This window comes from Rufibacter sp. JT3400010, assembly GCF_054956755.1.
This window is the reverse complement of the sequence record NZ_JBUDXA010000002.1, coordinates 117,274-142,161: the sequence shown is the minus strand read 5'-3', so window position 1 is coordinate 142,161 and position 24,888 is coordinate 117,274. Positions and strand designations below refer to the sequence as shown.

At 51.2% G+C, this 24,888-nt stretch carries 26 protein-coding genes; 11 read left to right on the top strand and 15 right to left on the bottom strand.

Annotation, left to right across the window (positions count from 1 at the left end; translation table 11 throughout):
• Nucleotides 1–105: 105 nt before the first annotated feature.
• From ACY0JR_RS02430 to rbfA, 3 genes are all read right to left on the bottom strand, one after another.
• On the bottom strand, nucleotides 106–579 hold the full coding sequence (locus ACY0JR_RS02430; RefSeq protein WP_462632247.1) for a GNAT family N-acetyltransferase: 474 nt from the start codon (nucleotides 577–579) through the stop codon (nucleotides 106–108).
• A gap of 377 nt (nucleotides 580–956) precedes the next feature.
• Nucleotides 957–1,766, bottom strand: a complete 810-nt coding sequence (locus ACY0JR_RS02425; RefSeq protein ID WP_462632246.1) for a class I SAM-dependent methyltransferase — start codon at nucleotides 1,764–1,766, stop codon at nucleotides 957–959.
• Nucleotides 1,767–1,819: 53 nt separating this feature from the next.
• Complete coding sequence (gene rbfA, locus ACY0JR_RS02420) at nucleotides 1,820–2,272, bottom strand: 30S ribosome-binding factor RbfA (protein ID WP_462632245.1); 453 nt, start codon at nucleotides 2,270–2,272, stop codon at nucleotides 1,820–1,822.
• A gap of 95 nt (nucleotides 2,273–2,367) precedes the next feature.
• Here rbfA and ACY0JR_RS02415 point away from each other — a divergent pair, with 95 nt between their 5' ends.
• Nucleotides 2,368–3,777 carry a hypothetical protein gene (locus tag ACY0JR_RS02415; protein WP_462632244.1) on the top strand — a complete coding sequence of 470 codons (1,410 nt, stop codon included), beginning with the start codon at nucleotides 2,368–2,370 and terminating at the stop codon, nucleotides 3,775–3,777.
• A gap of 335 nt (nucleotides 3,778–4,112) precedes the next feature.
• Here the strand turns inward: ACY0JR_RS02415 and rpiB are convergent, their stop codons facing one another.
• From rpiB to ACY0JR_RS02380, 7 genes are all read right to left on the bottom strand, one after another.
• Nucleotides 4,113–4,544 (bottom strand): ribose 5-phosphate isomerase B, encoded by a 432-nt coding sequence (rpiB, locus tag ACY0JR_RS02410; RefSeq protein WP_462632243.1) that lies wholly within the window; start codon nucleotides 4,542–4,544, stop codon nucleotides 4,113–4,115.
• Between the two features lie 10 nt (nucleotides 4,545–4,554).
• Nucleotides 4,555–5,409, bottom strand: a complete 855-nt coding sequence (tatC, locus tag ACY0JR_RS02405; RefSeq protein ID WP_462632241.1) for a twin-arginine translocase subunit TatC — start codon at nucleotides 5,407–5,409, stop codon at nucleotides 4,555–4,557.
• 129 nt (nucleotides 5,410–5,538) lie between these two features.
• Nucleotides 5,539–6,813: a serine hydroxymethyltransferase gene (locus ACY0JR_RS02400; RefSeq protein ID WP_462632240.1), complete on the bottom strand. Its 1,275-nt coding sequence runs from the start codon at nucleotides 6,811–6,813 to the stop codon at nucleotides 5,539–5,541.
• Between the two features lie 151 nt (nucleotides 6,814–6,964).
• A complete protein-coding gene (locus tag ACY0JR_RS02395) occupies nucleotides 6,965–7,663 on the bottom strand; it encodes a metallophosphoesterase family protein (protein WP_462632239.1) in 699 nt (232 codons plus the stop codon).
• A 133-nt stretch (nucleotides 7,664–7,796) separates the two neighbouring features.
• On the bottom strand, nucleotides 7,797–8,039 hold the full coding sequence (locus tag ACY0JR_RS02390) for a hypothetical protein (RefSeq protein ID WP_462632238.1): 243 nt from the start codon (nucleotides 8,037–8,039) through the stop codon (nucleotides 7,797–7,799).
• Nucleotides 8,040–8,094: 55 nt separating this feature from the next.
• Nucleotides 8,095–8,382, bottom strand: a complete 288-nt coding sequence (locus ACY0JR_RS02385; RefSeq protein WP_462632237.1) for a hypothetical protein — start codon at nucleotides 8,380–8,382, stop codon at nucleotides 8,095–8,097.
• 62 nt (nucleotides 8,383–8,444) lie between these two features.
• Complete coding sequence (locus tag ACY0JR_RS02380) at nucleotides 8,445–9,302, bottom strand: SDR family oxidoreductase (RefSeq protein ID WP_462632236.1); 858 nt, start codon at nucleotides 9,300–9,302, stop codon at nucleotides 8,445–8,447.
• Between the two features lie 213 nt (nucleotides 9,303–9,515).
• On the opposite strand from ACY0JR_RS02380, the gene ACY0JR_RS02375 reads away from it, so the two are divergent.
• The 6 genes from ACY0JR_RS02375 (at nucleotide 9,516) to ACY0JR_RS02350 (ending at nucleotide 13,995) form a co-directional block, all read left to right on the top strand.
• Entirely contained in the window at nucleotides 9,516–9,761 is a 246-nt protein-coding gene (locus ACY0JR_RS02375; protein ID WP_462632235.1) for a 4a-hydroxytetrahydrobiopterin dehydratase, read from the top strand.
• A 188-nt stretch (nucleotides 9,762–9,949) separates the two neighbouring features.
• Complete coding sequence (rsmI, locus tag ACY0JR_RS02370) at nucleotides 9,950–10,639, top strand: 16S rRNA (cytidine(1402)-2'-O)-methyltransferase (RefSeq protein ID WP_462632234.1); 690 nt, start codon at nucleotides 9,950–9,952, stop codon at nucleotides 10,637–10,639.
• Nucleotides 10,640–10,658: 19 nt separating this feature from the next.
• On the top strand, nucleotides 10,659–12,245 hold the full coding sequence (gene lnt, locus ACY0JR_RS02365; RefSeq protein ID WP_462632233.1) for an apolipoprotein N-acyltransferase: 1,587 nt from the start codon (nucleotides 10,659–10,661) through the stop codon (nucleotides 12,243–12,245).
• A gap of 41 nt (nucleotides 12,246–12,286) precedes the next feature.
• Nucleotides 12,287–13,087 carry an inositol monophosphatase family protein gene (locus ACY0JR_RS02360; RefSeq protein WP_462632232.1) on the top strand — a complete coding sequence of 267 codons (801 nt, stop codon included), beginning with the start codon at nucleotides 12,287–12,289 and terminating at the stop codon, nucleotides 13,085–13,087.
• A 136-nt stretch (nucleotides 13,088–13,223) separates the two neighbouring features.
• The gene (locus tag ACY0JR_RS02355) at nucleotides 13,224–13,406 is read left to right on the top strand and encodes a FeoB-associated Cys-rich membrane protein (RefSeq protein ID WP_462632231.1); all 183 of its coding nucleotides are present in this window, start codon (nucleotides 13,224–13,226) and stop codon (nucleotides 13,404–13,406) included.
• A 259-nt stretch (nucleotides 13,407–13,665) separates the two neighbouring features.
• Nucleotides 13,666–13,995, top strand: coding sequence for a hypothetical protein (locus ACY0JR_RS02350; RefSeq protein ID WP_462632230.1), 330 nt, complete (start codon nucleotides 13,666–13,668; stop codon nucleotides 13,993–13,995).
• 47 nt (nucleotides 13,996–14,042) lie between these two features.
• On the opposite strand, the gene ACY0JR_RS02345 is transcribed toward ACY0JR_RS02350, so the two are convergent.
• The 4 genes from ACY0JR_RS02345 to radA all read right to left on the bottom strand — a co-directional run bounded on the left by ACY0JR_RS02345 (nucleotide 14,043) and on the right by radA (nucleotide 19,158).
• Entirely contained in the window at nucleotides 14,043–15,023 is a 981-nt protein-coding gene (locus tag ACY0JR_RS02345) for a mechanosensitive ion channel family protein (RefSeq protein ID WP_462632229.1), read from the bottom strand.
• Between the two features lie 110 nt (nucleotides 15,024–15,133).
• The gene (locus ACY0JR_RS02340) at nucleotides 15,134–16,126 is read right to left on the bottom strand and encodes an SPASM domain-containing protein (protein ID WP_462632228.1); all 993 of its coding nucleotides are present in this window, start codon (nucleotides 16,124–16,126) and stop codon (nucleotides 15,134–15,136) included.
• A 123-nt stretch (nucleotides 16,127–16,249) separates the two neighbouring features.
• Nucleotides 16,250–17,704 carry a redoxin family protein gene (locus tag ACY0JR_RS02335; RefSeq protein ID WP_462632227.1) on the bottom strand — a complete coding sequence of 485 codons (1,455 nt, stop codon included), beginning with the start codon at nucleotides 17,702–17,704 and terminating at the stop codon, nucleotides 16,250–16,252.
• Between the two features lie 74 nt (nucleotides 17,705–17,778).
• Nucleotides 17,779–19,158 carry a DNA repair protein RadA gene (radA, locus tag ACY0JR_RS02330; RefSeq protein ID WP_462632226.1) on the bottom strand — a complete coding sequence of 460 codons (1,380 nt, stop codon included), beginning with the start codon at nucleotides 19,156–19,158 and terminating at the stop codon, nucleotides 17,779–17,781.
• A 206-nt stretch (nucleotides 19,159–19,364) separates the two neighbouring features.
• Here radA and ACY0JR_RS02325 point away from each other — a divergent pair, with 206 nt between their 5' ends.
• From ACY0JR_RS02325 to ACY0JR_RS02310, 4 genes are all read left to right on the top strand, one after another.
• Nucleotides 19,365–19,820, top strand: a complete 456-nt coding sequence (locus ACY0JR_RS02325; RefSeq protein ID WP_462632225.1) for a hypothetical protein — start codon at nucleotides 19,365–19,367, stop codon at nucleotides 19,818–19,820.
• A 116-nt stretch (nucleotides 19,821–19,936) separates the two neighbouring features.
• Nucleotides 19,937–20,947, top strand: a complete 1,011-nt coding sequence (locus ACY0JR_RS02320; RefSeq protein ID WP_462632224.1) for a hypothetical protein — start codon at nucleotides 19,937–19,939, stop codon at nucleotides 20,945–20,947.
• 242 nt (nucleotides 20,948–21,189) lie between these two features.
• Nucleotides 21,190–22,605 carry a methyltransferase RsmF C-terminal domain-like protein gene (locus ACY0JR_RS02315; RefSeq protein ID WP_462632223.1) on the top strand — a complete coding sequence of 472 codons (1,416 nt, stop codon included), beginning with the start codon at nucleotides 21,190–21,192 and terminating at the stop codon, nucleotides 22,603–22,605.
• A gap of 17 nt (nucleotides 22,606–22,622) precedes the next feature.
• On the top strand, nucleotides 22,623–23,267 hold the full coding sequence (locus ACY0JR_RS02310; protein ID WP_462632221.1) for a hypothetical protein: 645 nt from the start codon (nucleotides 22,623–22,625) through the stop codon (nucleotides 23,265–23,267).
• Nucleotides 23,268–23,405: 138 nt separating this feature from the next.
• Here the strand turns inward: ACY0JR_RS02310 and ACY0JR_RS02305 are convergent, their stop codons facing one another.
• A complete protein-coding gene (locus ACY0JR_RS02305) occupies nucleotides 23,406–24,593 on the bottom strand; it encodes a class I SAM-dependent rRNA methyltransferase (protein WP_462632219.1) in 1,188 nt (395 codons plus the stop codon).
• Between the last annotated feature and the right edge of the window lie 295 nt (nucleotides 24,594–24,888).

The window sequence follows — 24,888 nt, the reverse complement described above, 5'->3', positions numbered from 1 at the left end:
TTTTTCTACCACTCAGGTCCCCTTTACTGTTATGCGGCAAAAGGGTTCTGTTTTCTTCTCGCCCAATGTCCGTTTTAAAGGTATTTCTGTAACCCGAAGGCGAAACTACAGCTCCTGCACCAGTTGCGTTCTGATGGCTTTTTTCATGCAAACGCTGTTTACAATGTTCTCGTATTGGCCGTAGTTAGGAATAGTGGTATACCCGCTTTTGGTATAAAGCCGGATGGCTTCAGGCTGTGCTTTGCCGGTTTCCAGAATGAGGTGCTGGAAGCCCAGTTCAGCGGCCCACTTCTCCAATTCGCCTAAGATTACCCCGGCAATGCCCTGGCCTCTGTACTCCGGCAGCACAAACATCCTTTTCACCTCGGCTGTGTCCTCAGCATAAGGCTTGATCGCACCGCAACCCACCGGGAATGAGTCATAGTAGGCTACTACTGTCTGCCGGATGGTGTCAATCTTGTTGAACTGGGCGTAAAACGAATGATCGTCGCCGTCCCGCACGTGCAGGTCGGCGTCTAACAGGGAGACTAACTCAATAAACTCCTGATTGGCTGAATCTGTCCTGACTAACTCTAGCATCTTGGTATGGTTGATCCGCCACGCGGAAGTATCTATGGTGAAGTTAGTAGTTCTTGGGGCATGGTCAAAGTTCAGGAAAAACCGTCTCTGTTTTGGGGCTGTTTTTCGGAAAAGAGCCTTGAAACAAGAGCCGCTTTCTTTTTGTTGTAAGAATAGCTAGCCTGCTTTATCCTTCTAAGTAGCGTGACTAACTAAACAATCTATTTTGTCATCCTGGAAGGATCTTGTGGGCGAACTAGAAAAGCAGTGAATAAACGCTATTGCTGTTTGCTACCAAGATCCTTTCAGGATGACAAGGAAAGTTGAATGACTTGAGTAGAAAAACATAATTAGTGAATGGTCTTGTGTCTTATATCTTGATACTTGTGTCTCTTTACTTACTTCCAGGCTTTTACAATGAGACCGGTGCCGGTGGCGTGTTTTCCGTTGGTATCCAGCCAGTTTAGCAGGAGGCAGAACGGGTACACCACCAAATAGTAGAACGGTAGCAGCAGGAAGAACAGCTTGGTGGTGCCTAGCATGAGGATGGGGTATTTCATGCTCAGGCGCCACGAGATTTTGCCGGGGGCACCGTAGGAATAGTGCGCTTCGGTACGGCTGAAGCCTGCACTTCTGAGTTTCTGCTGTATTTCCTGTATGTTGTAGCCGTCGCGTACGTGTTCCTCAATGAAAGAACTCTCCTCATCGCCGTGCACGTCTGAACCGCCCTGGTCAGAGGGCGTGGAGATGAGCAGCATGCCGCCGGGGCGCATAGAAGCGTGGAAGTTTCTGAACACCTCTACATCTTCCAGAATGTGTTCCATCACGTCTACGCTCAGCACCAAGTCAAATGCCTGCGGGTCCTGGAACGTGACCAAGTCTTCCTTCCGGAACATGACGTTGTGCCTCCCAATTCTTTGGAAGAAGTTGGCGCAGTCAGCGATCTGTTCGTCTTTTACGTCTACGGCCAGAATACGCCAGTTGGGGCTCATGCCCGAAAGGTAATAGCTGTACTGCCCAAAGCCCGAGCCGGCATCCAAAATCTGGATGGGTTGCTGGCGCTTGGTTTTGGCCCAGGCCCTGAGCTCCTTGTGGATGTGCCACGTACGCAGTAGCAGCAGGTCTAAGAGGTTGTAGAAAAGCTTGCGCAGGAAAGGCGTTTTGTTGAACGCCTCGCCTAAAACGCGTTTAATTGGGTCGTACTGCATGAGTGGGTTTAGTAGCTGGCCTGCGGAACGGAATTGAAAGAACGTCTTTTAAATTAACGGTCTTCAGCGTCTTCTTCGTCATCCTCCCCGTCTTCGTCAGATAGATAATAGTCGTCCTCGGTACGGAACGGGTTGGTAGGATCTTCCTTTGATTCTGAAGGGATATCCAACTGCGAGATAATCTTGTCCATTTTGGCGGCGTACTCAGCGGTATCATCCAAATAAAAGATCAGCTCAGGAATGACGCGTACCTGGTTTTTGATGCGCTTGGCCAGTTCATGCCTGATGGTCTTGGTATGTACTTTTATCTCATTGAGTAAATTACGGCCGTTGGGATTGAGCAGCAGGCTTAAATGGACTTTGGCTACGCCCAGATCTGGCGAGACAGCCACGCCGCTCACGGATATATAGGTGCTCTGAAACAAGTGGGAAACATCGCGCTGAAAGATTTCAGCAAGTTCCTTTTGAATCAGTCTGGCGAATTTTTGTTGGCGTTTACTTTCCATGGTTCCGCAAATATCGTATTAATTTCACATTTTTACCCCACAAACCGTCCTCCTCTTTGCCGCAAGGTCAGAGCGAAGGCTAAGCCGCGCATTGCTTGATACGATTCTTCCGCAGTTTGTTTCCGTCCAGGTGGGTGGTGTTGGTACTGCTGTTTCTCCTCCTTCGGCTTCCATTGCTCATCTTTGGGCTTCCTACTACCCTCTCAGAGCTGCACCACGTGCTGCTGGGCGAACGCCTGCACCAGGGTTTTACGCTTTACCAGGATGTGTATGATACCACTGGTCCCCTTTCGGCGGCGGTTTATTGGCTGCTGGAAATGTTGGTTCCCCGGTCTTACCTGGCGCACCGCTTACTGGCTATGTGCCTGCTAGGTTACCAGGCCTTTCTGCTGAACCAGATTTTTAACCGAAATCAGGTGCATCCTTTCCGGTCGTTTGTGCCGGCGTTGCTGTACCTGCTGTTTGGCAGTATCTTCTTTGAACTGGACGTGCTCTCGCAGTTGCTGCTGGGCCATACGTTTGTGCTGTTGGCGGTCTCCAGCCTTACGGCCATCTCCAAAGAAGCGGCCAATGCCGGGCGTCTCTTCAAAGCTGGTTTCATGCTGGGCCTGGCCGCTCTGTGTTACCTGCCGTTGGTGTGGTTTCTGGTGCTGGGTTTCTTTGCCGTGATTTACTTCGCCTCGGGCGCTTTCAGGAGTACCCTGTTAATGCTGACGGGTTTTGTGTTTCCGTTTTCCGTGGTCCTTACGTACTTTCTGTATCAGAATTCACTGGGGCCTTTTCTGGAAATGGGCTTAACGTGGTCGTGGCAGTTCTCGTTTGCGTTCGGGCTGCCGCTAAGGCAAGTATTTACGGTGGCGGCGCTGCCTTTGGGCATACTGGTGCTCTCCTTCCTGAGTCTGCCGCTGGTTAACCTAGGACCCAACTACCAGGCACGCTTTTTACAGTTCATGCTCATCTGGATCATTGTAGTGGTGCTGGTGCTCATCAGCGGTCATGACGCCTCCGCAAAAGGATTAATTCTGCTGCTGCCTTTGCTCGCTTACTTTGGTATTTTCCTCTTCAGTTGGTGGGGCAGCCGCCTCTGGATTGCCGAGCTTCTTTTTCTGGTGGTAATTGCCGGGGTGGTGGCTGTGCGCTACAATCCGTTGAACTTGGTGTATCCGGCGCTCCGCATCCAGCCCGAATTGGTGCAGGTGCGGGATCTACCCAAATACCGGCAGGTAGAAGGCCAGCGGATGTTGGTGTTAGGACCAGACCTCAACTATTACCAACACAATAGCCTGGGTTCACCGTACCTGCGCTGGGATTTGGCCAGGCCTTACTTTGGCCGGTTGAACCACTATAACTCGCTTTTCACTATCCTGCAAGACCTCCGCAAAGACCCGCCCACCTACATTGTAGACCAGCAAAACCTCATGCCCGAGCTGCAATACAAACTGCCCCTGGTTTTCCAACGCTACGAAAAGGTAGAGAATGGCCCGTATTACCGCCGGGTGCGGTAAAGAGCTTTAGAAAGCAAAGCGTGATTCGTGCGTAGTTTCTGAAAAATAGCCGTGAAACCGTGACCCACCCCTACCCCTCCGAGGAGGAGAATCCCCGTTAATGTTCGGCTTAAAACCTTGTAGATGCCTGTTCCAACGACAATAGGTAGGTGCAATCCCTTATGGTTGCCCTTTGCAGAATGAGACGTACTCGCCGTTATTGAGGGAATCACTAGAAATGGAAAACTGTCAATACGTTTTTAACCCATCTTTCTGAAAACTGCCCCAAAACAGAAAGGGCACCCACAAGAGGTGCCCCTACATTCTTCCTAACTCAGGACCCAGAACTCGCGCCTTTAGGCGCAAGCAATCTTGTCTACCCGGGTCTGGTGACGACCACCTTCAAACGGAGTGGTTAGAAACGCTTCTACCATTTCTCCGGCTACTTCTTCGCTCACAAACCTAGCCGGAATACACAGCACGTTGGCGTTGTTGTGGGAACGGGCCAATACGGCCAGCTCTCTCTGCCAGCACAACGCCGCTCTGATTCCCGCGTGTTTGTTGGCCGTGATAGCGACGCCATTTCCGCTGCCGCAGAGCAAAATGCCTAGTTCAAATTCCTTGCTTTCTACCGCTGAAGACAGCGGATGCACGTAATCTGGATAGTCAACGGATGCCTCTGAAAACGGCCCGAAGTCTTTTACCTCATGGCCCAGTGCCTCTAGTTGTGCTTTGACTATTCCTTTGTATTGGTATCCGGCGTGGTCGCCGCCCAGGGCTATTTTCATCTTAGTAGCGTTAAGAAGTAGCTTGTTCGTTTAATTTGGCTAAATCGCGGCGGCGTACCCACCAGGAGATGTTGATACTCACCTCGTAAAGCAATAGCAGCGGAACGCCCATCAACGTCATACTCAGCACATCTGGTGGCGACAAGATGGCCGCTACAAAGGCGATCACCACAATGGCATGCTTGCGATAAATGCGCATGAGTTCCGGCGACAGAATACCCGCCCGTGACAGGAAGTACACAATCATGGGCAACTCAAACATGATGCCGCAGGACAACACCAGCGTGACCAGTGTGGAAATGTAGGACGACAAGTCGAACTCATTGGCAATACTAGGGTCTACCTGGTAAGAGGCCAGAAAGTTGATGGAGAGCGGCGATACAATAAAATACCCGAACAGCGAGCCCAACAGGAACAGGAATGACACAAAGAACACCGCGCCGCGCGAGTTCTCCCGTTCATTGGGGTACAAACCGGGTTTGATAAAACGCCAGATTTCCCAGAACAGATACGGAAAGCCCAGCAACAAACCAATCACAAAGGAACTGGTCAAGTGCATGGTGAACTGCGAAGACAGCTCCCGGCTCTGCAGCGTAAAATCCAGCTTATTGATGCATAACCCCGGCGAATTAATGGCCGCGCCTACCTCGCAGAGGGTCCTGTATGTGAAAAAATCAGTACGCGAGGGACCCAGGATAATGTCATGGAAGACAATCTCCTTATTGGCCATGGCAATACCCGTAAATACCACCACGGCCACGGCCGAACGGATCAAATGCCACCTGAGAATCTCCAGGTGGTCCAAAAAGGTCATTTCATGCTCTTCTCCGCTGTGCGCTGCCACCTCTCCGGAACGTTGTGCCATTGGTATTTTAGTGTTTTACAAATAGGCAGGAGTGTTAACCCTCTAAATTTCGCGGGGTTTATGGGCCGTTTTTCCAGAAACCCCGCGAAAAGTCTTGTGTCTACTATCTTGCTACCTGTGTCTGATTACTTAGTAACTGAACAACGGGAATTGTTGCATCCAATTGTTGATTTCTTTTCTGGTGTCAGAAAGGATGGTTTCATTGTCATGGTTCATGAGCACGCGGTCAATGTAGTCCACAATGCGGTCCATGTCCTGTTCCTTCAGACCACGGGTAGTTACGGCGGCGGAGCCGATTCGGATTCCGGAGGTCACAAAAGGAGATTTATCGTCAAACGGCACCATGTTCTTGTTGATGGTGATGTCTGCCTTGATCAACGTGTTCTCGGCCAGTTTTCCGGTAAGGTCCTTGGAACGGAGGTCAATCAGCATCAGGTGGTTATCGGTGCCCGAGGAGATGATTTTGTATCCGCGGTCTACAAAAGATTTAGCCAACACCTGCGCGTTACGCTGCACCTGGGCTGTGTATTCTTTATAGGAAGGCGAAAGCGCCTCAAAGAACGCTACCGCCTTGGCCGCGATCACGTGCTCCAATGGTCCGCCCTGGGTACCCGGAAAAACGCCGCTGTCCAGCAAAGAAGACATCATGCGCAACTCGCCCTTAGGAGTTTTCAGCCCGAATGGGTTTTCGAAGTCTTTCCGCATCATGATCATACCGCCGCGTGGCCCGCGCAGGGTTTTGTGGGTAGTGGTGGTCACGATGTGGCAGTACTCAAAAGGATCATTCAACAGACCGGTGGCGATCAAACCGGCCGGGTGTGAGATATCGGCTAAGAGCAACGCACCCACTGCATCAGCAGCTTCGCGCAAGGCCTGGTAGTTCCAGTCACGGGAATACGCCGAGGCCCCGCAGATGATCAATTTCGGTTTCTCGCGCTCTGCTACTTCGCGTACTTTGGTCCAGTCAATCTCGCCGGTCTCGGGCTCCACGCCATAGAAAGATGGCTGGTACAGCTTACCGGAGAAGTTCACCAAAGAACCATGCGTTAAGTGCCCGCCATGTGACAGGTCAAATCCCAGAATTTTATCGCCGGGGTTCAGGACGGCCAGCATCACGGCGGCATTGGCCTGTGCACCGGAGTGCGGCTGTACGTTCACCCATTCGGCCCCAAACAGTTGCTTCGCGCGGTCAATGGCTAATTGCTCCGACTGGTCCACCACTTCGCAGCCACCGTAGTAGCGCTTGGAAGGGAGGCCTTCGGCATATTTGTTGGTGAGCACACTGCCCATGGCTTCCATTACCTGGTCAGAAACGAAGTTCTCAGAGGCAATAAGTTCTATGCCGTGCAGCTGGCGCTGATGCTCTTTCTGGATAAGATCAAAGATGTGGGAATCGCGTTGCATTTGTGTTCTGTTAGTGGGTGCCCAAAAGTACTGCCATTGAAGCAAATAACCAATGGTTTAAAAACGCAAGCCAAGGAGAAAGCTTTATGAACAGTTAAGGGCTGTTTTCTGGAAAGGAGGCCGAAAATGGGAGGCGTTGCCAGCCAAGGGCTTAGTTTTTGACTTTAATGGGGTACGGCCGGTCTTGGTTGGGCAGCCAATAAAGCTGTCTGGTGTCTAAGTTAAAGGCGCAGAGATTGCCAAACTCTTGGTTTTGATAATAGACACAACCTGCATCAATGTTAATGGCGGGTCTTTTCTGGGCTACTGCTTTTTCAATGGAGGTTTTGGGAAGCGGAAGGTGGCCATGAACTAGTCTTCGTTCGCCAAGTTTGGCAAGGGAGGGCTGCATGCGCTTTGTGTTCAGGAGGTTGTAGTTGCTGGTGAGTAGCGGGTTGGAGAGCGTAAAATCCAGTCCGGCGTGTACCAGTACGTAGTCTTCCAAAACCATTAGGAGCGGCAAAGACCTGATAAAGGTGATGTATTCTGTGGGAATGTCTGCGAAGCGGGTTACCCCAAAGTTTTCCAATGTTTTCGGCTTGTCTTCTTCGGTAAGCCAAACTGTATGTTCGCCTTTGTCAATGGCGTCTAGCAGCAACTGATCATGGTTACCCCGCAGGCAGGAGAGGCGAAAGCCCTGGCGTTGCAGCGAGAAGATGTATTCTAGCACTTCCTTACTCTGAGGGCCTTTGTTGATGTAGTCTCCTAATAAATATAAATGGTCATGGGGCTTTAGCTGAATGATTTCTTCCACCATTTTCTGGAAAGTAACCAGGCAGCCATGTATATCTGAGATTGCGTAGCGGGCCATAAAAGCGAAAATAGGTAGGCGTGAAGGAGAAGCAAGTCTGTTTGAAGGGAGTTTTACTCAAATTACCTAAAACGCACATAAAAAAGCACCTTCTGGAAAGAAGGTGCTTTTTCTTTTCTGTTGAAAAACCAAATCAAGTGCCACCGTAACCAGGCTTGTTGATGTCTGGCTTGTGGAGGTTGCGGTTTGGATGGGTAATGGCTTCCGGGGCCGGATCGCCGTTAGCATCCAGAAATCTTTCCGCTATCTCTTCGCTGCGCTGGATTTCTTCAGGGCCGCCAGTGGTTTTCATACCGGCTTTGCTGATGCCTTCGTCTGTGGGCTGGCCTTTCTGCGATTTGGAGTCATGGCTGGTATTCTTGCTTTTATAGGGCATACTTCCTCCTTTTCTGGTTAAACTACTTATTCAAAAAAATACGCGGAAAACAGGATCAGGTACCTCTACCTTCACCGTCGGTGCGCATGTTGTCTTTGGGCGGCTCATTGTTGTCTGCCTCTTCGTTGACGCTTACACCGGTTGGTCCGTCAGAAGAATCAGAGCCATAGCCTTCTTTGCCGTCACGGTTTCCGAAACCGCCGCGCTGGGCCTCATTCTTGGGCGGATCAGCGCCCGGTATGATGTGTCCGGCCATCATGTCTTCCATGTTGGTGGCGGTATCGTCTATCACCCGTACCGGACGGTCGTGCCCGTTGGGGTGGTCTTTATTGTCAGTGGCCATAGGCGGTCGTGTTTAGTTTGTGTGTCTCCTTTTTACTGTTTTCCACGTGGAAAGGTTGAGCCTTATCCGCCTATCTGTTCGCCGCCGTTTACGTGAATGGTCTGGCCCGTAATGTAAGAAGCGTCTTCACTAGCCAGAAACACATACGCCGGTGCTACCTCAGAAGGCTGCCCCAAACGGCCCATGGGCTGGTCTTTCCCAAAATCGCCTACTTTTTCCAACGTAGCTGGAATCAAAGGAGTCCAGATAGGCCCAGGCGCGACCGCGTTTACCCTGATGCCTCCTTCGGCCAGGTTTTGCGAAAGCGAGCGCGTAAACGCGGTAATGGCCCCTTTGGTAGAAGCGTAATCCATGAGGTGGCTGGAGCCCCGGTACGACGTGATGGAAGTGGTATTGATGATGCAGTCCCCTTCTTTCAAGTGGTTCAAGGCCGCCTGCGCCACAAAGAAATACGCGAAGATGTTCGTCCGGAAGGTCTTCTCCAGTTGGTCTGAGGTAATGGCGCGCAAGTCATTCTGCTCGTGCTGTTCGGCGGCATTGTTCACCAGAATGTTGAGGCCGCCTAGTTCCTGTACTGCCCGCTCTACCACTTCTTTGCAGAAAGCTTCGTCGCGCAAGTCGCCGGGAATGAGCACGCATTTGCGGCCTTCTTTCTCCACCATTTGCTGGGTATCTTTCGCGTCTTTGTCTTCATCCAGGTACACAATGGCTACATCGGCACCCTCCCGGGCGAAATGCACGGCCACAGCCCGGCCAATGCCGCTGTCGCCGCCGGTAATGAGCGCTTTCTTGCCTTTCAGTTTCTCGCTGCCTTTGTAATTCTCCCTGATCACAATAGGCTCCTGATTCATTTTATGTTCATCGCCAGGTTGGTGGTCTTGGTGCTGGTCTGGAACTTCCTGCGGATATTCTGTTGCCATAGTTTTAGGTGTTTATGTTTGTCTTAAGTTCTATTTCGATTTTCAGCAATTCCTTGTGATAAAGCCGAGAAATAAGACTAAGAAATACGGGAGCGTTGGGAAAGGGCTACGTTTCAGCATCGTTTTACCAAAAACAGAGTACAAACACGGAGGCGCAGCAAACCCAGGAGCATCCTGGAGGATTGCTCTTTCCCTTCCCTCCTGCTATTGCTTATGTGGACAGAACAAGAAAACCAACTTACCCAACGCTTCCAGTTCCGGGACTTCAAAGAAGCCTTCGCCTTCATGACCGAGGTAGCCGTGGTGGCCGAGGAACTGAACCATCACCCGTGGTGGAGCAACAGTTACAACAACGTGGAGATACGGCTCACCACGCATGACGCCGGCAATACCGTCACCCAAAAAGACCATGTACTGGCACAACGGATTAGTGCCTTGGCAGACCGGTACAAAGCCTGACGTCTGTTTAGCAGCCGTTTTTCAGAAATCAGCCTGAAAAGACTACATCGGCCTACTTCCGAGAAGCTGCAATCAGTGGCTTAAAAATTGATTCAGCCCAGTTTTCTCTAAAACAGCATTAAAACGTTCTACCAACTCAGAACTCACGACTCAGAACTCAGGACTAAAATAATCAGTATCTTTGACCTATGGCCGAACCCGTAGAAGAAACCAGACTGTATTTAGTGCCTACGCCCATAGGCAACCTGGAGGACATCACCCTCCGGGCGATTCGTATCTTGAAAGAAGTAGACGTAGTGCTCGCCGAAGATACCCGCACCAGCGGCAAACTCCTGCACCATCTGGGTATTGACAAGCGCATGCACAGCCACCACCTGCACAACGAGCACAAAGCCGTGGCGCACCTGGTGGAGCGTCTGAAGAAAGGCGAAAAAATGGCCATGGTTTCAGACGCTGGTACGCCCGGCATCTCTGACCCCGGTTTTCTGTTGGTGCGCGCCTGCGTGCAGGAAGGCATTAAGATTGAGTGTCTGCCCGGCCCTACTGCTTTTGTGCCCGCGCTGGTGAAATCTGGCTTCAGTACCGATAGGTTCACGTTTGAAGGTTTTCTGCCCATCAAGAAAGGAAGGCAGACGCGGTTGCAGAGTCTGGCGCAGGAAGAACGCACTATGATCTTCTATGAGTCGCCGCACCGGGTGCTCAAGACGCTGGAGCAGTTCAAAGAAGTGTTCGGGGCGGAGCGCCTGGTCTCGGTGAGCCGCGAAATAAGTAAACTATTTGAGGAAACGTTGAATGGCACCCTGGAAGAGATGGTGCAGACGTTCACAACTAAAGCAATCAAAGGAGAATTTGTCATTGTTGTTCAGGGAAACAAATAATCGTTTTTACCTCCCGCTGTTGGCGTTTCTGAGCGCCTTCTTGTTGTGGTTGGGTTGGCCGGTGAAACCACTGGCTATTTTCTTGTTTATAGGCTGGGTGCCGTTCCTGTTGATGGAAAAGGCTATTTCGGCGAAAGCCGAACCAAAGCGCGGCCGTACGTTTTTCAAACACGCGTACCTGCTGCTGCTGCTCTGGAACATCTTTACCACGTATTGGGTAAGTTACTCCACGCTGGGCGGCGGTATTGCGGCCGTGGTGTTCAATGCGCTGTTCATGAGCGTGCCTATGGTGGCGTTCTTCCTGACCAAACGGGCGGCGGGAAAAACCATTGGGTATCTGAGTTTGCCCGTGTACTGGATTGCGTTTGAGCAGTTTCACCTGAACTGGGATTTAAGCTGGCCCTGGCTTACGTTAGGCAATGGCTTCGCGTCTTTGCCCAGTTGGGTACAATGGTATGAATACACGGGCTACCTGGGCGGTTCGCTGTGGGTGTGGGTGGTGAACCTGCTGGTGTTCTTTGCGCTGACTTCTCCGGCCAAAAACTGGGGTAAATGGGCCGCGCCCGCGCTCACATTTCTGTTGCCCTTGGTCATTTCTTTCTTCATTGGCAGCCAGTACCAGGAGCAAGGCGATGCCGCCGAAGTGGTGGTGGTGCAACCCAACGTAGACCCGTACCGCGAAAAGTTTGAGGGCGGCGAAGGCTACATCCCGTTTGAGCAGCAATTGGCCCGCCTGATTACGCTGTCAGAACAGCAAATCACGCCCAATACCAAATTCTTGCTCTGGCCCGAAACCTCCATCAGCAACGGCATTAACTGGGAAGAAAACTTCGGGATGAGCCCTGTGAGCTATGCCCTGCGCGATTTTCTGGCCCGGCATCCCGGTCTGGAACTGGTCTCTGGCATCACTTCGGCGCGTTTGTATCCAGATTCTACCCAGCGCAGTGGTACCGCGCGTTTCCATGAGCAGGTGGGCTATTATGACGTGTACAATGCGGCCTTGCACTTCAAACCAACCGGTCAGCACGAGTTCTATCATAAGTCAAAGCTGGTGCCAGGCGTAGAGAAAACCCCGTACCCGGGCATGTTCAAAGCCCTGAAGATGTTCTCCATTGACCTGGGCGGCATTGCCGGAAACATGGGCTCGCAAGACACCCGATCCGTTTTCAAGCATAGTCAGAATCCGCAGCTATCTGGTGCGCCAGTGGTCTGCTATGAATCCATTTACGGCGAGTACGTGAGTGAATACATCCGCAACGGTGCCAACGCTATCTTCATCATCACCAATGATGCCTGGTGGAGCGATAGCCCGGGGTACAAGCAGCACTTGGCCTACGCTTCTTTGCGGGCTATTGAAACCAGACGAGACGTGGCGCGTTCAGCCAATACGGGTATCTCGGGGTTCATTAACCAGAAGGGCGAATTGCTCCAAAGATCGGGGTGGTGGGTGCCGGCGGCCCTGCGCGGGCAATTGAGGTTCAACCAGGGGCAGACGTTCTATACACGCCACGGCGAATTCATAGGGCATGGCACCCAGTGGCTCGCAATAGCCTTGGCTGTGCTGGCCCTTGTGCTCGGGTTTACCCGCCGTGCCGCTAAAAGATAATCTATACGTGTTCCGCCTCAGCGGATACTTATTATAAAACTATGACTGATTTTTCATCTCTCCGCGACCAGGTGGTTGCCCTCACCAAAGAAGTAGGCAAGTTCATTTTGCAGGAAGCCTCCAACTTTGATGTCTCCAAACTGGAGCACAAAGGCCTGAACAACCTGGTTTCCTACGTAGACAAAGAAGCCGAAGAGCGGTTGGTGGCCGGTCTGGAGAAGTTCTTGCCCCAGGCAGGTTTCATTACCGAAGAAGAAACCAAATCTGACCTAGCAGAGGAGTTCAACTGGATCATTGACCCGCTGGACGGCACCACCAACTTCATCCACGGCCTGCCGGTGTACTCCGTGAGCATTGCTTTGATGCAGCATGATGCGCTGGTGATTGGCGTAGTCTATGACATTACCCGCGATGAATGCTACCACGCCGTCAAAGGCGGAGGCGCTTACTGCAATGAAAGAAAGATTTCTGTTTCCCAGGCGCCTAATTTAGCGGATTCCCTTATTTCTACCGGTTTCCCTTACTACAGCTTTGACCTCATGCAGAAATACCTGCAAGTAATGGGCTCCTTTATGCAAAGCTGCCACGGCGTACGCCGATTAGGTTCCGCTGCCCTGGACCTGGCCTACGTGGCTGCCGGGAAGTGTGAAGGGTACTTTGAGTTCAACATCAACTCCTATGACGTGGCCGGTGGTGCCCTTCTGGTGCAGGAAGCCGGCGGACAGGTAACAGACTTCAAAGGCGGCAAAGACTACGTGTTCGGGCGGCAGATCTGCGTGAGCAACAACCCCACCGTGCAGCAGGAAATGCTGAAACTCATAGAGCCGTTCTGGAAGGAATAGAAAGGTAGCCTTGCGGTTTTTAGCTGTTTTTCTTCAAACCAGCCTCTAAACGGAATAACCAGTTTCATAAGCTATACCAGCAAAACCTGCGGTAAGAGTAAACTATTTCTACCTTTGCCCGCGTTACGCTTCTGTTATGGTACAGGAAATCATCATTTTTTTGGTCTTTCTTTTAGCGGCTGGGTATATGCTGCGGATGGGCTATAAGAGCTTTTTCACCAAAGAGGCTGGTTGCAACAAAGGTTGTGGCGGCGCTTGCTCTACCATTGACTTGGCTAAGATTCAGCGCGAGATAGAGGCAAAGAAGGCCTATAAATAATACGTCATGTTTCTTAAAAGCAAAGAGAGCCGCTTCTGCTGGAAGCGGCTCTCTTTGCTTTTAAGCCGGTTTGTTTCCTGCCTCTTTTCAAGAAAACGGCCGGGAAACGTTGGGTTTGGGCAACTGTTTCTAATTGAATCTCAGTCTGGAGAAAGGGGTAATATTATTTTATGTGAATATAGCTGGCAACCAGGCGCGGTTTTTACGTATAGTTCAGATACCATTAAATAGATACCGGAACCATCTAACAATACAGGTTATGCAAGATAAAGAAGAACTCACCAGCCAAGTAAAAGTAGAGGCGAAACTAAGAAAAGAAGGGTATACCGAAGATTTCAGGGTAGGCGAAGATGCCCTGCTCACCACCATGAAGGGTGATAAAAGCTACGGCGTAGAAGACGTGAAAATAGTGGATTTCTACCGTTTTGAAGGAGAAACCAACCCAGACGACATGGCCATTCTCTACGCCCTGGAATGCACCGACGGCACCAAAGGCACTATCTCCAACTCATACGGCCCCTACGCCGATCAAAACATTGACGCTTTCCTACGGCTAGTAGAAGACCGTGGCAAAAAGATAGATGGCTAAGAACGTCTTAGAGACTGTCATTCAAGTAAAACAAAAGAGGCCGAAGATTATTCTTCGGCCTCTTTTGTTTGCTCTTCTTTGGAAGCTTCCTCGTCTGGGGCAATTTCCAATTTCATGGAGTTGCCCTTGCCCAGGTGCGGCAAGTCTTCCTTCAGTTCTATAGCTAAGTTTTTGCCGCCTTTCACCCCAAAGTTGAGCGTGGTGATAGGGTATGGAATCTCAATGTTGTGCGTGTCAAACGCTTTTTTGATTTTGATGATGGCGTGGCTTTTGGCGTACACAAAATCAGTCTGGCGCTTGTAACTGATCCAATAACGCACCAGAAAGTTGATGCTGCTGTCGCCGAACTCTTCATACACCACCTCTACCTCTTTCCCCGAGATCATGTTGGGAATGTCTACCATGGCTTCCTTCACCACCTGCTGCACGCGCTCCAGATCCTCGGCGTAGGAAACGCCCACCTTTAAATCAATCCTCCTGATGCCGTAGTGGGAGTAGTTGGTGAGGGCAGACTCAAAGACTTTCCGGTTTGGCACTTTCACCAGCTCGCCGGTTTGCCTTCTGATATCAACGGTGCGCAGGTTAATCCGCTCAATGGTCCCGAAATGGTCATTAGTGTCTATCACGTCGCCTACCACAAACGGCTTCCGGAATGCGATGATCACCCCCGAGATGAAGTTGGCGGCAATGTCCTGAAAGGCAAAACCTAAGGCCAAACCGATGATACCGGCACCCGCCAATAACGTGGTTACCGTCTTGTCCAGCTTGAGAATACTAAGGGTGAAGAAAATACCCAGCGTAAGAATACTCACATACACCGTAGTACCCACCAGATTGTTAAGAGCGCTGCTGTGTGTGAACCGGATGAGTAATTTGTCTGAGGTGCGGCGCAGGAGCCGGGCGGCCAGGAAAGTGACCACCAATACCACCATGGCTAGAAACAGGTTAGGCAGCATGAGCACAATCTGCTTCAGCCAGATCTCAAGCTTGCGCCATAAGAGTTGAAACGCTTCGTTTATATCAGTCACAGGTAAGAGAATAGAAGAACACAGAAACAACGCCAAAGAACAGTGTTCCAGACGCTAAATCCCTCATACGGAAGATCAGCTAAACTAGCTACAGAAAGTAACGGAAACTGTTAGCCCCAGACCTTGGTGCCTTCTGAGCAGTTGCGGCACATCTCTATCTGGCTGCGGCCTTTTAAGAGAGAACCCCTGAACTTCTTATAAGAGTCGCTTTTCCAGAGTTCCTTGAAATTCTGCTGTTGCAGGTTTCCCAAGCGGTAATGCGCGTCTTTGTCAAAGCAGCAGGGCACCACTAGGCCATCCCACGTGATAACGCAGGAGTGCCACATTTTCCAGCAGCCGTCTATCAGTTTATTCTTCAACGAATAGGTGCCGTTGGGCTGCGCCTGATAACGGGAATAATAGTCTATAGTAGGAATAAGTGGCGAACCATTGGCGTAGTCATAGATTTGCGCGGTCTTGAACCAGACATCGTCCACGCCTAGTTCTTTGGCCAATTGTCTGGCTTCGTCTATCTGGTGTTCATTGGGGCGCACCACCAGAAACTGGAAAATAAGGTACGGCGTTTTGGACTTGAGTTCGCGTTTGTACTTCACCAGCCGCTTGGTGCCTTCCAGTACCTTGTCCAACTTTCCGCCTACGCGGTATTGTTTGTACACGTCCTGGGTGGTACCGTCCAGAGAAATGATGAGCCGGTCCAGGCCAGATTCTACCGTGCGGCGAGCATTGTCTTCGGTTAAGAAATGGGCGTTGGTAGAGGTGGCGGTGTACAGGCCTTTTTGAGAGGCATACTTCACCAAATCCAGAAACGAGGGGTGCAGGTACGGTTCTCCCTGAAAGTAGAACAGCAGGTACAGCAAACGGTTGTGCAACTGGTCAATGGTCTGCTTGAAAAGGCTGTCTGACAGCATACCCGTAGGCCGCGTGAACGACCGCAGACCGCTGGGGCATTCCGGGCAACGCAGGTTGCAGGACGTGGTGGGCTCAAACGAAATACTGACCGGGCTGCCCCAGTGCCGGGGCTTCTTGGTAAGACGGGCCAACGCATAACTGCTCACCACCTGCAGCGCGTTCCAGGCGCGGCGCGGCGTGAGCTTAGATGCCAAATTTAATCCGTCTTGTAAGGTGCCTCGGGTCAAGGTGCTGCGCGAATGTAAAATCTGGGCCGCTTATGTGGGCGGCCCAGACTTCAGATTTAAACCTGTTTTCCCAAAAGTACGCAAAAAGCGCTACTTACGGGCAGACTTGCGGTAGAGGTCTACGGAAGCGGCTACCTCACGGGCACCTTCGGCGTGGCCGGGCCTACGGGCATTGGTATTGATAATGGTGCCGTCTGGGGCAATCAGGAAATACGCCGGGAACGAGGTCACGTCATAGTCTTTCAGAATCTGGGCAGACAAGTCTGGCGCGTACAACTGAACACCGGGCAGTTTCTTTTGCGCCATGCTCTGTTTCCAGGCCTGCAGGTCCTCTCCTACTGACACCTGCACCAACACAATGCCTTTGTCGGCTAACTGCTCGGCGAAATACTTGTAGGCTTGCTGGTCAACGGTGCAGATACCGCAGTGCGTGCGCCAGAAACCCAGGTACACCATCTTGTCTTTAAAACTGCTCAGGGAAACATTCTCGCCGGTGGCGGACAAAAGGGTAAACGCCGGGGCCGGGCTGCCTAACCCTACTCGCCTGAACTGTTTGTACTGGTTTTTGATAAAAGACACGTAATTGGCGTCTTTCACTTCTTTCTGAAAATCCAGGTACATGGCATCGGCGTCTGGCACGTACCCAAACCGCATGGCTTGCGATACAATACGGGACAACATCATGTCACGCGAGGCGCCCTGCAGCTCTTTTTTGGCCAAGCTGTACATGATAGGGTAATAGTCACGCTCCAAGCTGGCGGGCTTTTCCTGCAGGACTCTGTATTGGAAATAGTTGTTCAGGAAATCTAAGTACGCCTGGTTTCTGATAGCGCCGGGAGTGTTCAGGTTTACCTGTTTCAGGAAATCATAGTAATTAGCCGAAAGCGTGGGAGGCAAATCGCCCACGCGCTTGCGCACGTCTGCATAGGTGAGCCGGTCATTGGCATAGCCGAAGTCAATCTGGGCCTGCACGTAGCCTTTAAACGCCTCTGAAACCTGGGTGCTTTTCAGGAACTTGTCCAAAAACTTGAGTTGGTCTTGTTTCCGTTCTTCCAAAAACAGCAAAAACTCTTTTTCGCGCTTGTGGATGTTCTCTGGCAAGACCTGGTAATCTTCCTCTTCTTCAAACTTACGCTCAAACTGAATCAGGAAATTGTTCTCATCAAACCCTTTGCCTTTCAGTTTCACGCTGCTCACCATGTCTTCGGCATCGGCGCGTACATCCAGTTGGTCGCCGGGTTGCAGGAACAGCATGATTGACTCAGGACCATGCACCAACTCGCCCAGCATGGGCTCTGCCACCGAAGCGGTAAGGGTGAATTCACCGTTTTTGGCCAGTGCGACTGTGTAAGAAACACCGGAGTACGCCGCAGGCACCGTATATAATTCTAGCAGTACGCTGTCACTGACGGCATTCTCTATTTTACCGGTAAGGGTGACTTTTGCCTGTGCCCAGCAAGTAGAAAAAGTGCTAAAGCAGAGCGCCAGACAGAAAGCAACTGAAGCCCATAAGCTTTTAGAAGTGGAGTATTTCTGGAAGAACATAGAATAAGATAAAATCTGTGGTCTAATATTGCTGCGTAACGACAGATTCTATAAAAATAGTTCAAAGAAAAACTTTATCCAAATAAACCACTAAAGACTTCTTCCAGTCGGCTAGCTGCATGAATCCGGATACTGAAGCGGCTTAAGTCTACTCCTTTCTTGTTGTACTTAGAGATGTAAATATCCTGAAAACCCAATTTCTCGGCTTCGGAGATGCGCTGTTCAATGCGGTGTACGGCTCGTACCTCGCCCCCTAAGCCAACCTCCGCGGCAAAACAAGTGGTATGCGGAATGGCCACGTCTTCAAAGGAAGAAAGCAGCGCAGCGCAAATGGCTAAGTCCAAGGCGGGGTCTTCTACTTTCAAGCCTCCGGCGATGTTCAGGAACACGTCTTGGGTACCCAACTTGAAACCACCGCGCTTCTCCAGTACTGCCAACAGCATGTTCAGGCGTTTGGCGTCAAAGCCGGTGGTGCTGCGTTGCGGCGTACCGTACGTGGCAGGCGTGACCAGGCTTTGCACCTCAATGAGCAACGGACGGTTGCCTTCCATGGTGCCGCCAATGGTAATACCGCTGAACGCCTCTTCGCGCTGCGAAATCAGAATCTCAGACGGGTTGCTCACTTCCCGCAGGCCCGTGCCCAGCATCTCGTAAATGCCCAGCTCAGACGTACTTCCGAACCGGTTTTTGGTGGTGCGCAGAATGCGGTAGGTCATGTGGCGGTCGCCTTCAAACTGCAAGACCGTGTCTACCATGTGCTCCAGAATCTTCGGCCCGGCCAGGTTGCCTTCCTTGGTGATGTGCCCGATGAGGAACACCGGCGTGCCGCTCTCCTTCGCGAATTTGAGCAGTTCGGCGGTACACTCGCGCACCTGCGCCACGCTGCCCGCGCCGCTCTCAATAAAGGACGAGTGCAGCGTCTGAATGGAGTCAATAATCAGGACATCGGGCTGAAGTTGTTCAATCTGCTTGAAGATGTTTTGGGTGCCGGTTTCAGTGAGGATGAAACAGTTAGGGTGCTTGGTGCCCAGCCGTTCAGCGCGCATCTTGATTTGTTGTTCGCTTTCCTCGCCGGAGATGTAGAGCACGCGCTGGCTGCGCAAGCTCAGGGCAATCTGGAGCATGAGCGTAGATTTCCCAATGCCGGGTTCGCCGCCAATCAAGACCATGGAGCCGGGCACAATGCCGCCGCCCAAGACACGATTCAGTTCGGCGTCATCGGTGGTGATGCGGGCCTGCTCTGAGTAGGTGATCTCGCCAATGGCTTTGGGTTTGCTGGCTACCTGCTGGCTGCTGGTGCCCACTTTCCAGGCCGTGGTAGGCGTCACGTCTTCGCGCGACACCACTTCCTCTACGTAAGTGTTCCACTCGCCACAGGCCGGGCAGCGGCCAATCCATTTAGCCGACTGCGCCCCGCAGCTCTGGCAGAAATATGAAGTTCTGATTTTAGCCATAAGAATGATTTCCGCGCCGCGAAAAAGCTAATATATGGTGCTTTGGCGGTAAATAATGCGGTTACAGAGATAACAAATTTAGCATAGAAATAGTCCGTTTACAGCTTGATTTTATGGGAATAGCCCCAAAATAAAGCCGATGCTTTCTGAGGTTCATCCATTCGGGTTCCTTTTCCGTTCATAGATTTTACCTTAACTGAAAGACCATGAAGAAGATAAGAATCATAGTTGCCGGTACGCTTTTTTCCTTACTTGCATTTTACATGACAGCGTGCCAGACCACGGCTCCTGTTGGAACTGATACCACTGCTAACGCCACAGGAACTGGTGAAGCTGCCGAGATGGATACCATCATCCGGTACTCTCCGCAACGGGTAGACATACGCGGGACCATTACCCAGCGGGAATATAACCAAGGCCAGATGTTGATTCTGGTGGAAGGATTTTCAGATGCGAACTCTCGGTTCAACCGGGCAGTGGTGTTGGTGACACCCATTACGCAGATTATAGGAATGAACGGAAAAAGCATCAGCTTAAGCGAGCTGCAAAACGGACAGCAGGTGGCTATTCAGTTCAGAGGCCGCTACCGCGAGTCTATTACCGGTTTTTCGGCGCAAGCCACCGCCCGTAAAATGTGGATAGAACCGCTGGGAGGGTATTGATTATGAGCCGATTTGCGTAAATTGCGCCCAAATCAGGTTTTGCTTTTACGTGCGGTATGTGTAGTCTTTTCAGGTTTGCAGTGGCTCTTGGTGGGCTGTTCTTAAGTTTCTCTTTCATGGTTTCGGCGCAACCGGGGAAAGCCATCAAAATTGCCGACTTGGACGTGCAGGTAGCGGGCGCCAAAGAACCGGCTACCCAACTGCAATATGCGTTTCAGGCCGGCGACGTATTGGTGCTGGATTTGGAAAACAAGTCTAAAACTAACTATAAAGTGACGGTGCAGGAGTATTTCTCTAAATCGCCGCTGTACAGCACAGAAGAAACCAAGAAGCTGAACAACCTGAAGCTCACTATTCCGCAGAAATCGGTGTATACCATTGTTCTCCAGAGTTTGTCTGAGGTGAGTACCCGAAGCCATTTCACGCTTACCCGTATTCCGAGCAGCGCGGCCACGCAGAATTTCAGTACCCACGTAGCCTGGCGCACCGTGCAAGACACCACCTGGACCACCGCCACCGAGAAAGTGCTGGTGAAAAACGACCTCAAAGCGGAAACGGTCATGGACAAAAGCTTCCATCTGTCTTCGCTCACTAGCATTACCAGCAATAACCGCAGTACTGAACGTTTTAAGTTGCCCGCCAATACCAAACATTGGGTGTACTGGGTAGGCGTGGGGCAGGAATCAGTGCAGGCGTTGCAGGAAACGGGCAAGACGTTGGCCAAAGGCGCCACTGCCCTGCTGACCGGAAGCAATCCGTTAGTGGCGTTCGGGCTGGGTTTGCTGCCGCAATTGCCGCAGGTGAAGTCCAGCGGGTACATCAGCTATTACCTGTTCAATAAGAACAACGCCTACCTGTTCACCGAGGACGAGGATGGCTGGAAACCCTATGGTGTAGCCAAAGGTCAGGACGTACTTTCTGACTACGGCAAAGTACTGGCTAACCAAACCCCCAAAACCGACGATGGATACCTGTATTTAGGTTTTGAGAACCCCAGCACCATTACTGGTCTGGATCTGACCTTGAAAGTGGTGGCTTTTATAGACAATCCGGTGTACCAGACCCGCACCGTGCGCAAGCCCGCTAAAATCACCACCCGCCGCGAACCTATTCTGGCAGCGGAGTAAGTAAGCGGACATAAATAAGTATACCCTCTCTCTGTCATCCTGAAAGGATCTAGGTGGCGAACGGTAGTAACGTTTAAACAAAGCTTTGCTAGTTCGCCCACAAGATCTTTCCAAAATGACAAAAGGTAGTTTCTAATTTGTTCTGCTACTTTAATGTGTCTGAGGCGTGTTTTTCTGAAAACAGCCCTCAAACAGAAGTCGTATCTTTGCCGAAGCTTCGGCTTTTGCCGGGCACTCCTGTTATGAGCCTAGAACTCCCCGTTTCTTTCCAGACCCGCATGCAGACGCAGTTAGGTGATGCCTATGCCGCGTTCGCGGAAGCGTTGGCCCAGCCCTCGCCCACTAGCGTGCGGGTGAATCAAGCCAAGATGCCCTTGCCCACTGGTTTGCCCCAAGTGCCCTGGACCGGAACCGGATTTTATCTATCGGTGCGGCCCAGCTTTACTTTGGACCCCATGTTTCACGGCGGCGCGTATTACGTGCAGGAAGCCAGTTCCATGTTTTTGGAGCAGGCTCTTCGGCAAAGCATAGATTTAAGCCAACCCTTGGCGGTGCTGGATTTGTGCGGCGCGCCCGGCGGAAAATCAACCCACATTGCCTCGCTCCTCTCCTCGGAAAGTTTGTTAGTCGCCAATGAGGTCATCAAACCCAGAGCCAATATTCTGGCCGAGAACATCCAGAAATGGGGCAGCGGCAACGTGGTAGTCTCCAACAATGACCCCAGCCATATTGGTCAACTCACTGGTTTCTTTGACGTGTTGGTGGTAGATGCGCCTTGCTCGGGCGAAGGCATGTTCCGCAAAGATCCTGATGCCATGAACGAGTGGTCTGAGGCCAACGTGAAGTTGTGTAGTGAACGGCAGCGACGCATCTTGATGGATGTGTGGGACGCGCTTAAACCCGGCGGTGTGCTCATTTACAGCACCTGTACCTATAACCTGGAGGAAAACGAAGAGAACCTGGCCTGGCTAGCCCGCCAACAACACGCCGAAGCGATACAACTCCAACTGCAACCTGACTGGGGTGTTACCGAAACCGAACTGGAAGGCATGCACGGCTACCGCTTCTACCCGCACCAAACCCAGGGCGAAGGTTTCTTTCTGGCCGCCGTCCGGAAAACCGGTGGTGATGACGCCCGCACTTTCAAGAGAAGCAAACGCCCCTACCTAGTCTCCGCCTCTAAGCAGGAAAAAGCACTGGTTCAGGATTGGCTGCAAGAACCGAATGCCTGGGAATTGGTGAAGCATAAAGAAATCCTTCGTGCCCTACCCGCCGCTTGGATGCTGGAACTGGAGCAACTTTACGAGAACCTGCGCGTGGTTTACGGCGGCATTGAACTGGCCGAGGTCATGAAGAACAACGCCAAACCACTGCCTGCCCTCGCTTTGTCGCAGCACTTATCTGCAGATGCTTTCCCCCGCGCCGAAGTTGATTTAACTACCGCCCTGCGCTACCTCCACCGCGAAGACATTGCCTTGGAGAATTCAGCCAATGGTTGGGTGCTGGTACAGTTCCAGGGAGTAGCCTTGGGTTGGGGCAAGAAACTCCAGAACCGCGTGAACAATCATTATCCCAAAGAATGGCGCATCAGAATGAGTTTGGATGAGGCGCTGAAGCCGGAGAATGTGGAAGGGCTGTTTACGTTGGGTAGCTTGTAAAAGCCTTAAAGAGCGAGATGGAGAGAATAGTTTTGAAGCTATTTGTATTATTGGCTGTGCTTTTGATTTCTTGTGGAGCAAAGAAAGAGGAAAAACCAGCAAGTGAAGTTGCTCCTGTAGTAATCAACAACTCAGCCGATTCGCTCACAAAGTCTAGGAGTAATATTTCAGACACTATCTATTCTACTGAGACGGTCTTGATAATTGGGGATACAGTATCAGAGAAATCAAGGATAGACTATGCTGCTATAAAGTTTGAGCCTTACATAGGCTTTTCGGATTTCAAAGTGGTAGATTTCTTTACGGATAAACCTGCGCCAATTGACTATAACAGCAATCCTACTGCTAAAGAGTATAGAACTCGCATCACAGAGACTTACAAAGAAGAGGGAGTAAACTTTGCCGGACACTATAATTTTGTTTGGTGGGGATGTGGCTCTCCTTGTAAATCCAGTGCAGTTGTAGATGTAAGGACGGGAAAAGTCTACGATGGGCCTACTGCTGAGCTTGGTTATAATTTCAAGGTGGATAGCCGAATGTTGATTGTGAACCCGCCAGATTCAACAGGCTTTTATGATGACTGTTTATACTGCCATCCCAAAGTCTACGTCTGGGATGAGCAAACTAAGAGCTTTGAGGAGCGGTTGCCGGTTCGTGAGTGAGAGTGCATGACGTATTCTGCATAGATAAAGGGGAGTTTTGGAGCTGTTTTCCTGAAAATGGCTCCAAAACTCCCCTTTATTTAAATGACTAAAATCAACCTCGTGCTACTTGATACGCACTACCTGATACTATCAAGCCTATTCCACATACAACACCAAACCCTTCAAATACTCACCTTCCGGGTGGAAGATGCTTACGGGGTGGTCAGCGGGTTGCGAGAGGTGGTGCATGACTTTCACGTTGCGGCCAGCTTCAATGGCGGCGGCCATGACGGTGCTTTGAAAGAGGTATTTGTCTACCACGCCCGAGCAGGAGAACGTAAAAATGATACCGCCGGGCTTTATCTTTTGGATGGCCTCGGCGTTCAGGCGTTTGTAGCCCATAAGGGCATTGTGGCGCACTTTCTGGCTTTTCGCGAAGGCGGGTGGGTCCAGTACAATCAAGTCATATTGGTTTTCGCGGCCTTTCATGAAATCAAAGGTATCGGCGGCGAAGGCTTCGTGCCGATCCTGACCGTGGTTGAGGGCGGCGTTCTGGTCGGTGAGGTCAATCGCTTTTTTGGAGACATCCACGGAGTGAACGGTGGTAGCACCGGCATTAAGGGCGTAGATAGAGAATCCGCCGGTGTAGCAGAAGGTGTTCAAGACCGCTTTGCCTTTGGAATAGTGTGCCAGCAGTTGACGGTTTTCGCGTTGGTCAATGAAGAAGCCGGTTTTCTGGCCGGTTACCCAGTCTACTAAGAACTTGTTACCATTCTCGGTGACCACATGCGGCACGGGCGTATTGCCAATGAGGTAGCCATTCTGACCTTGTTCCGGGCCTTTGCCCGGCAATGTCTCGGCGCTTTTATCATAGACGGCAGTCAGTTTTCCGGCATACACCTCCATGAGCGCCTGAGCAATGTGTTGTCGCACGTGGAACATTCCTACGTTGTGCGCCTGTAGCACGGCGGTATTGCCGTACACGTCAATGATGAGGCCGGGCAGGTTATCGCCCTCGGCGAAGACCAAACGATATACATTGGTGTCCGGGGTGTCAAGAAAGCCCTGCTCGCGGCGGTAATCTACGGCCCGCTGCACGCGGCTCTTCCAGAAGGCGTAATCGGGCTCAATTTCCTCAAAAGAGAAGATGCGGACGGCTATGGAGCCCGGTTGGAAGTGCCCGATGCCCAGGAACTCGCGCCGGTTGGTGTACACGGCCACAATGTCGCCTTCCTGCACATCGCCCTCCACTTTCTTGATAGCCCCCGAGAAAACCCACGGATGGAAACGTTTGAGGGAATGTTCTTTGCCTGCGTGTAATAATATAGAAGGAAGTTGTGCCATAGCGAAGAGTACGGGTAAGAAATGCCGTACGTTTTTGGGTTGTTTTTGCAAAAATCGGTAAAAAATCCGGCTTTGCGGAAAATGGCTACATGGTTCTTCGGGAACTCGCTTCTGCCGGGGTTTGAATCGACTTGTTGGGAATGCTAAGTTGTTACGCAATCTCATCTTCTTGCCAGGAACAGTAGGTTCTGAAGGTTGTCGCTTTTCGCTGATTTAGGAGGGTTGAATTACTATATATCAGTAGCGCAATTCTTAGGGGGATTACTTATATTTAAGGCAGGTAACTTCGTCTTAA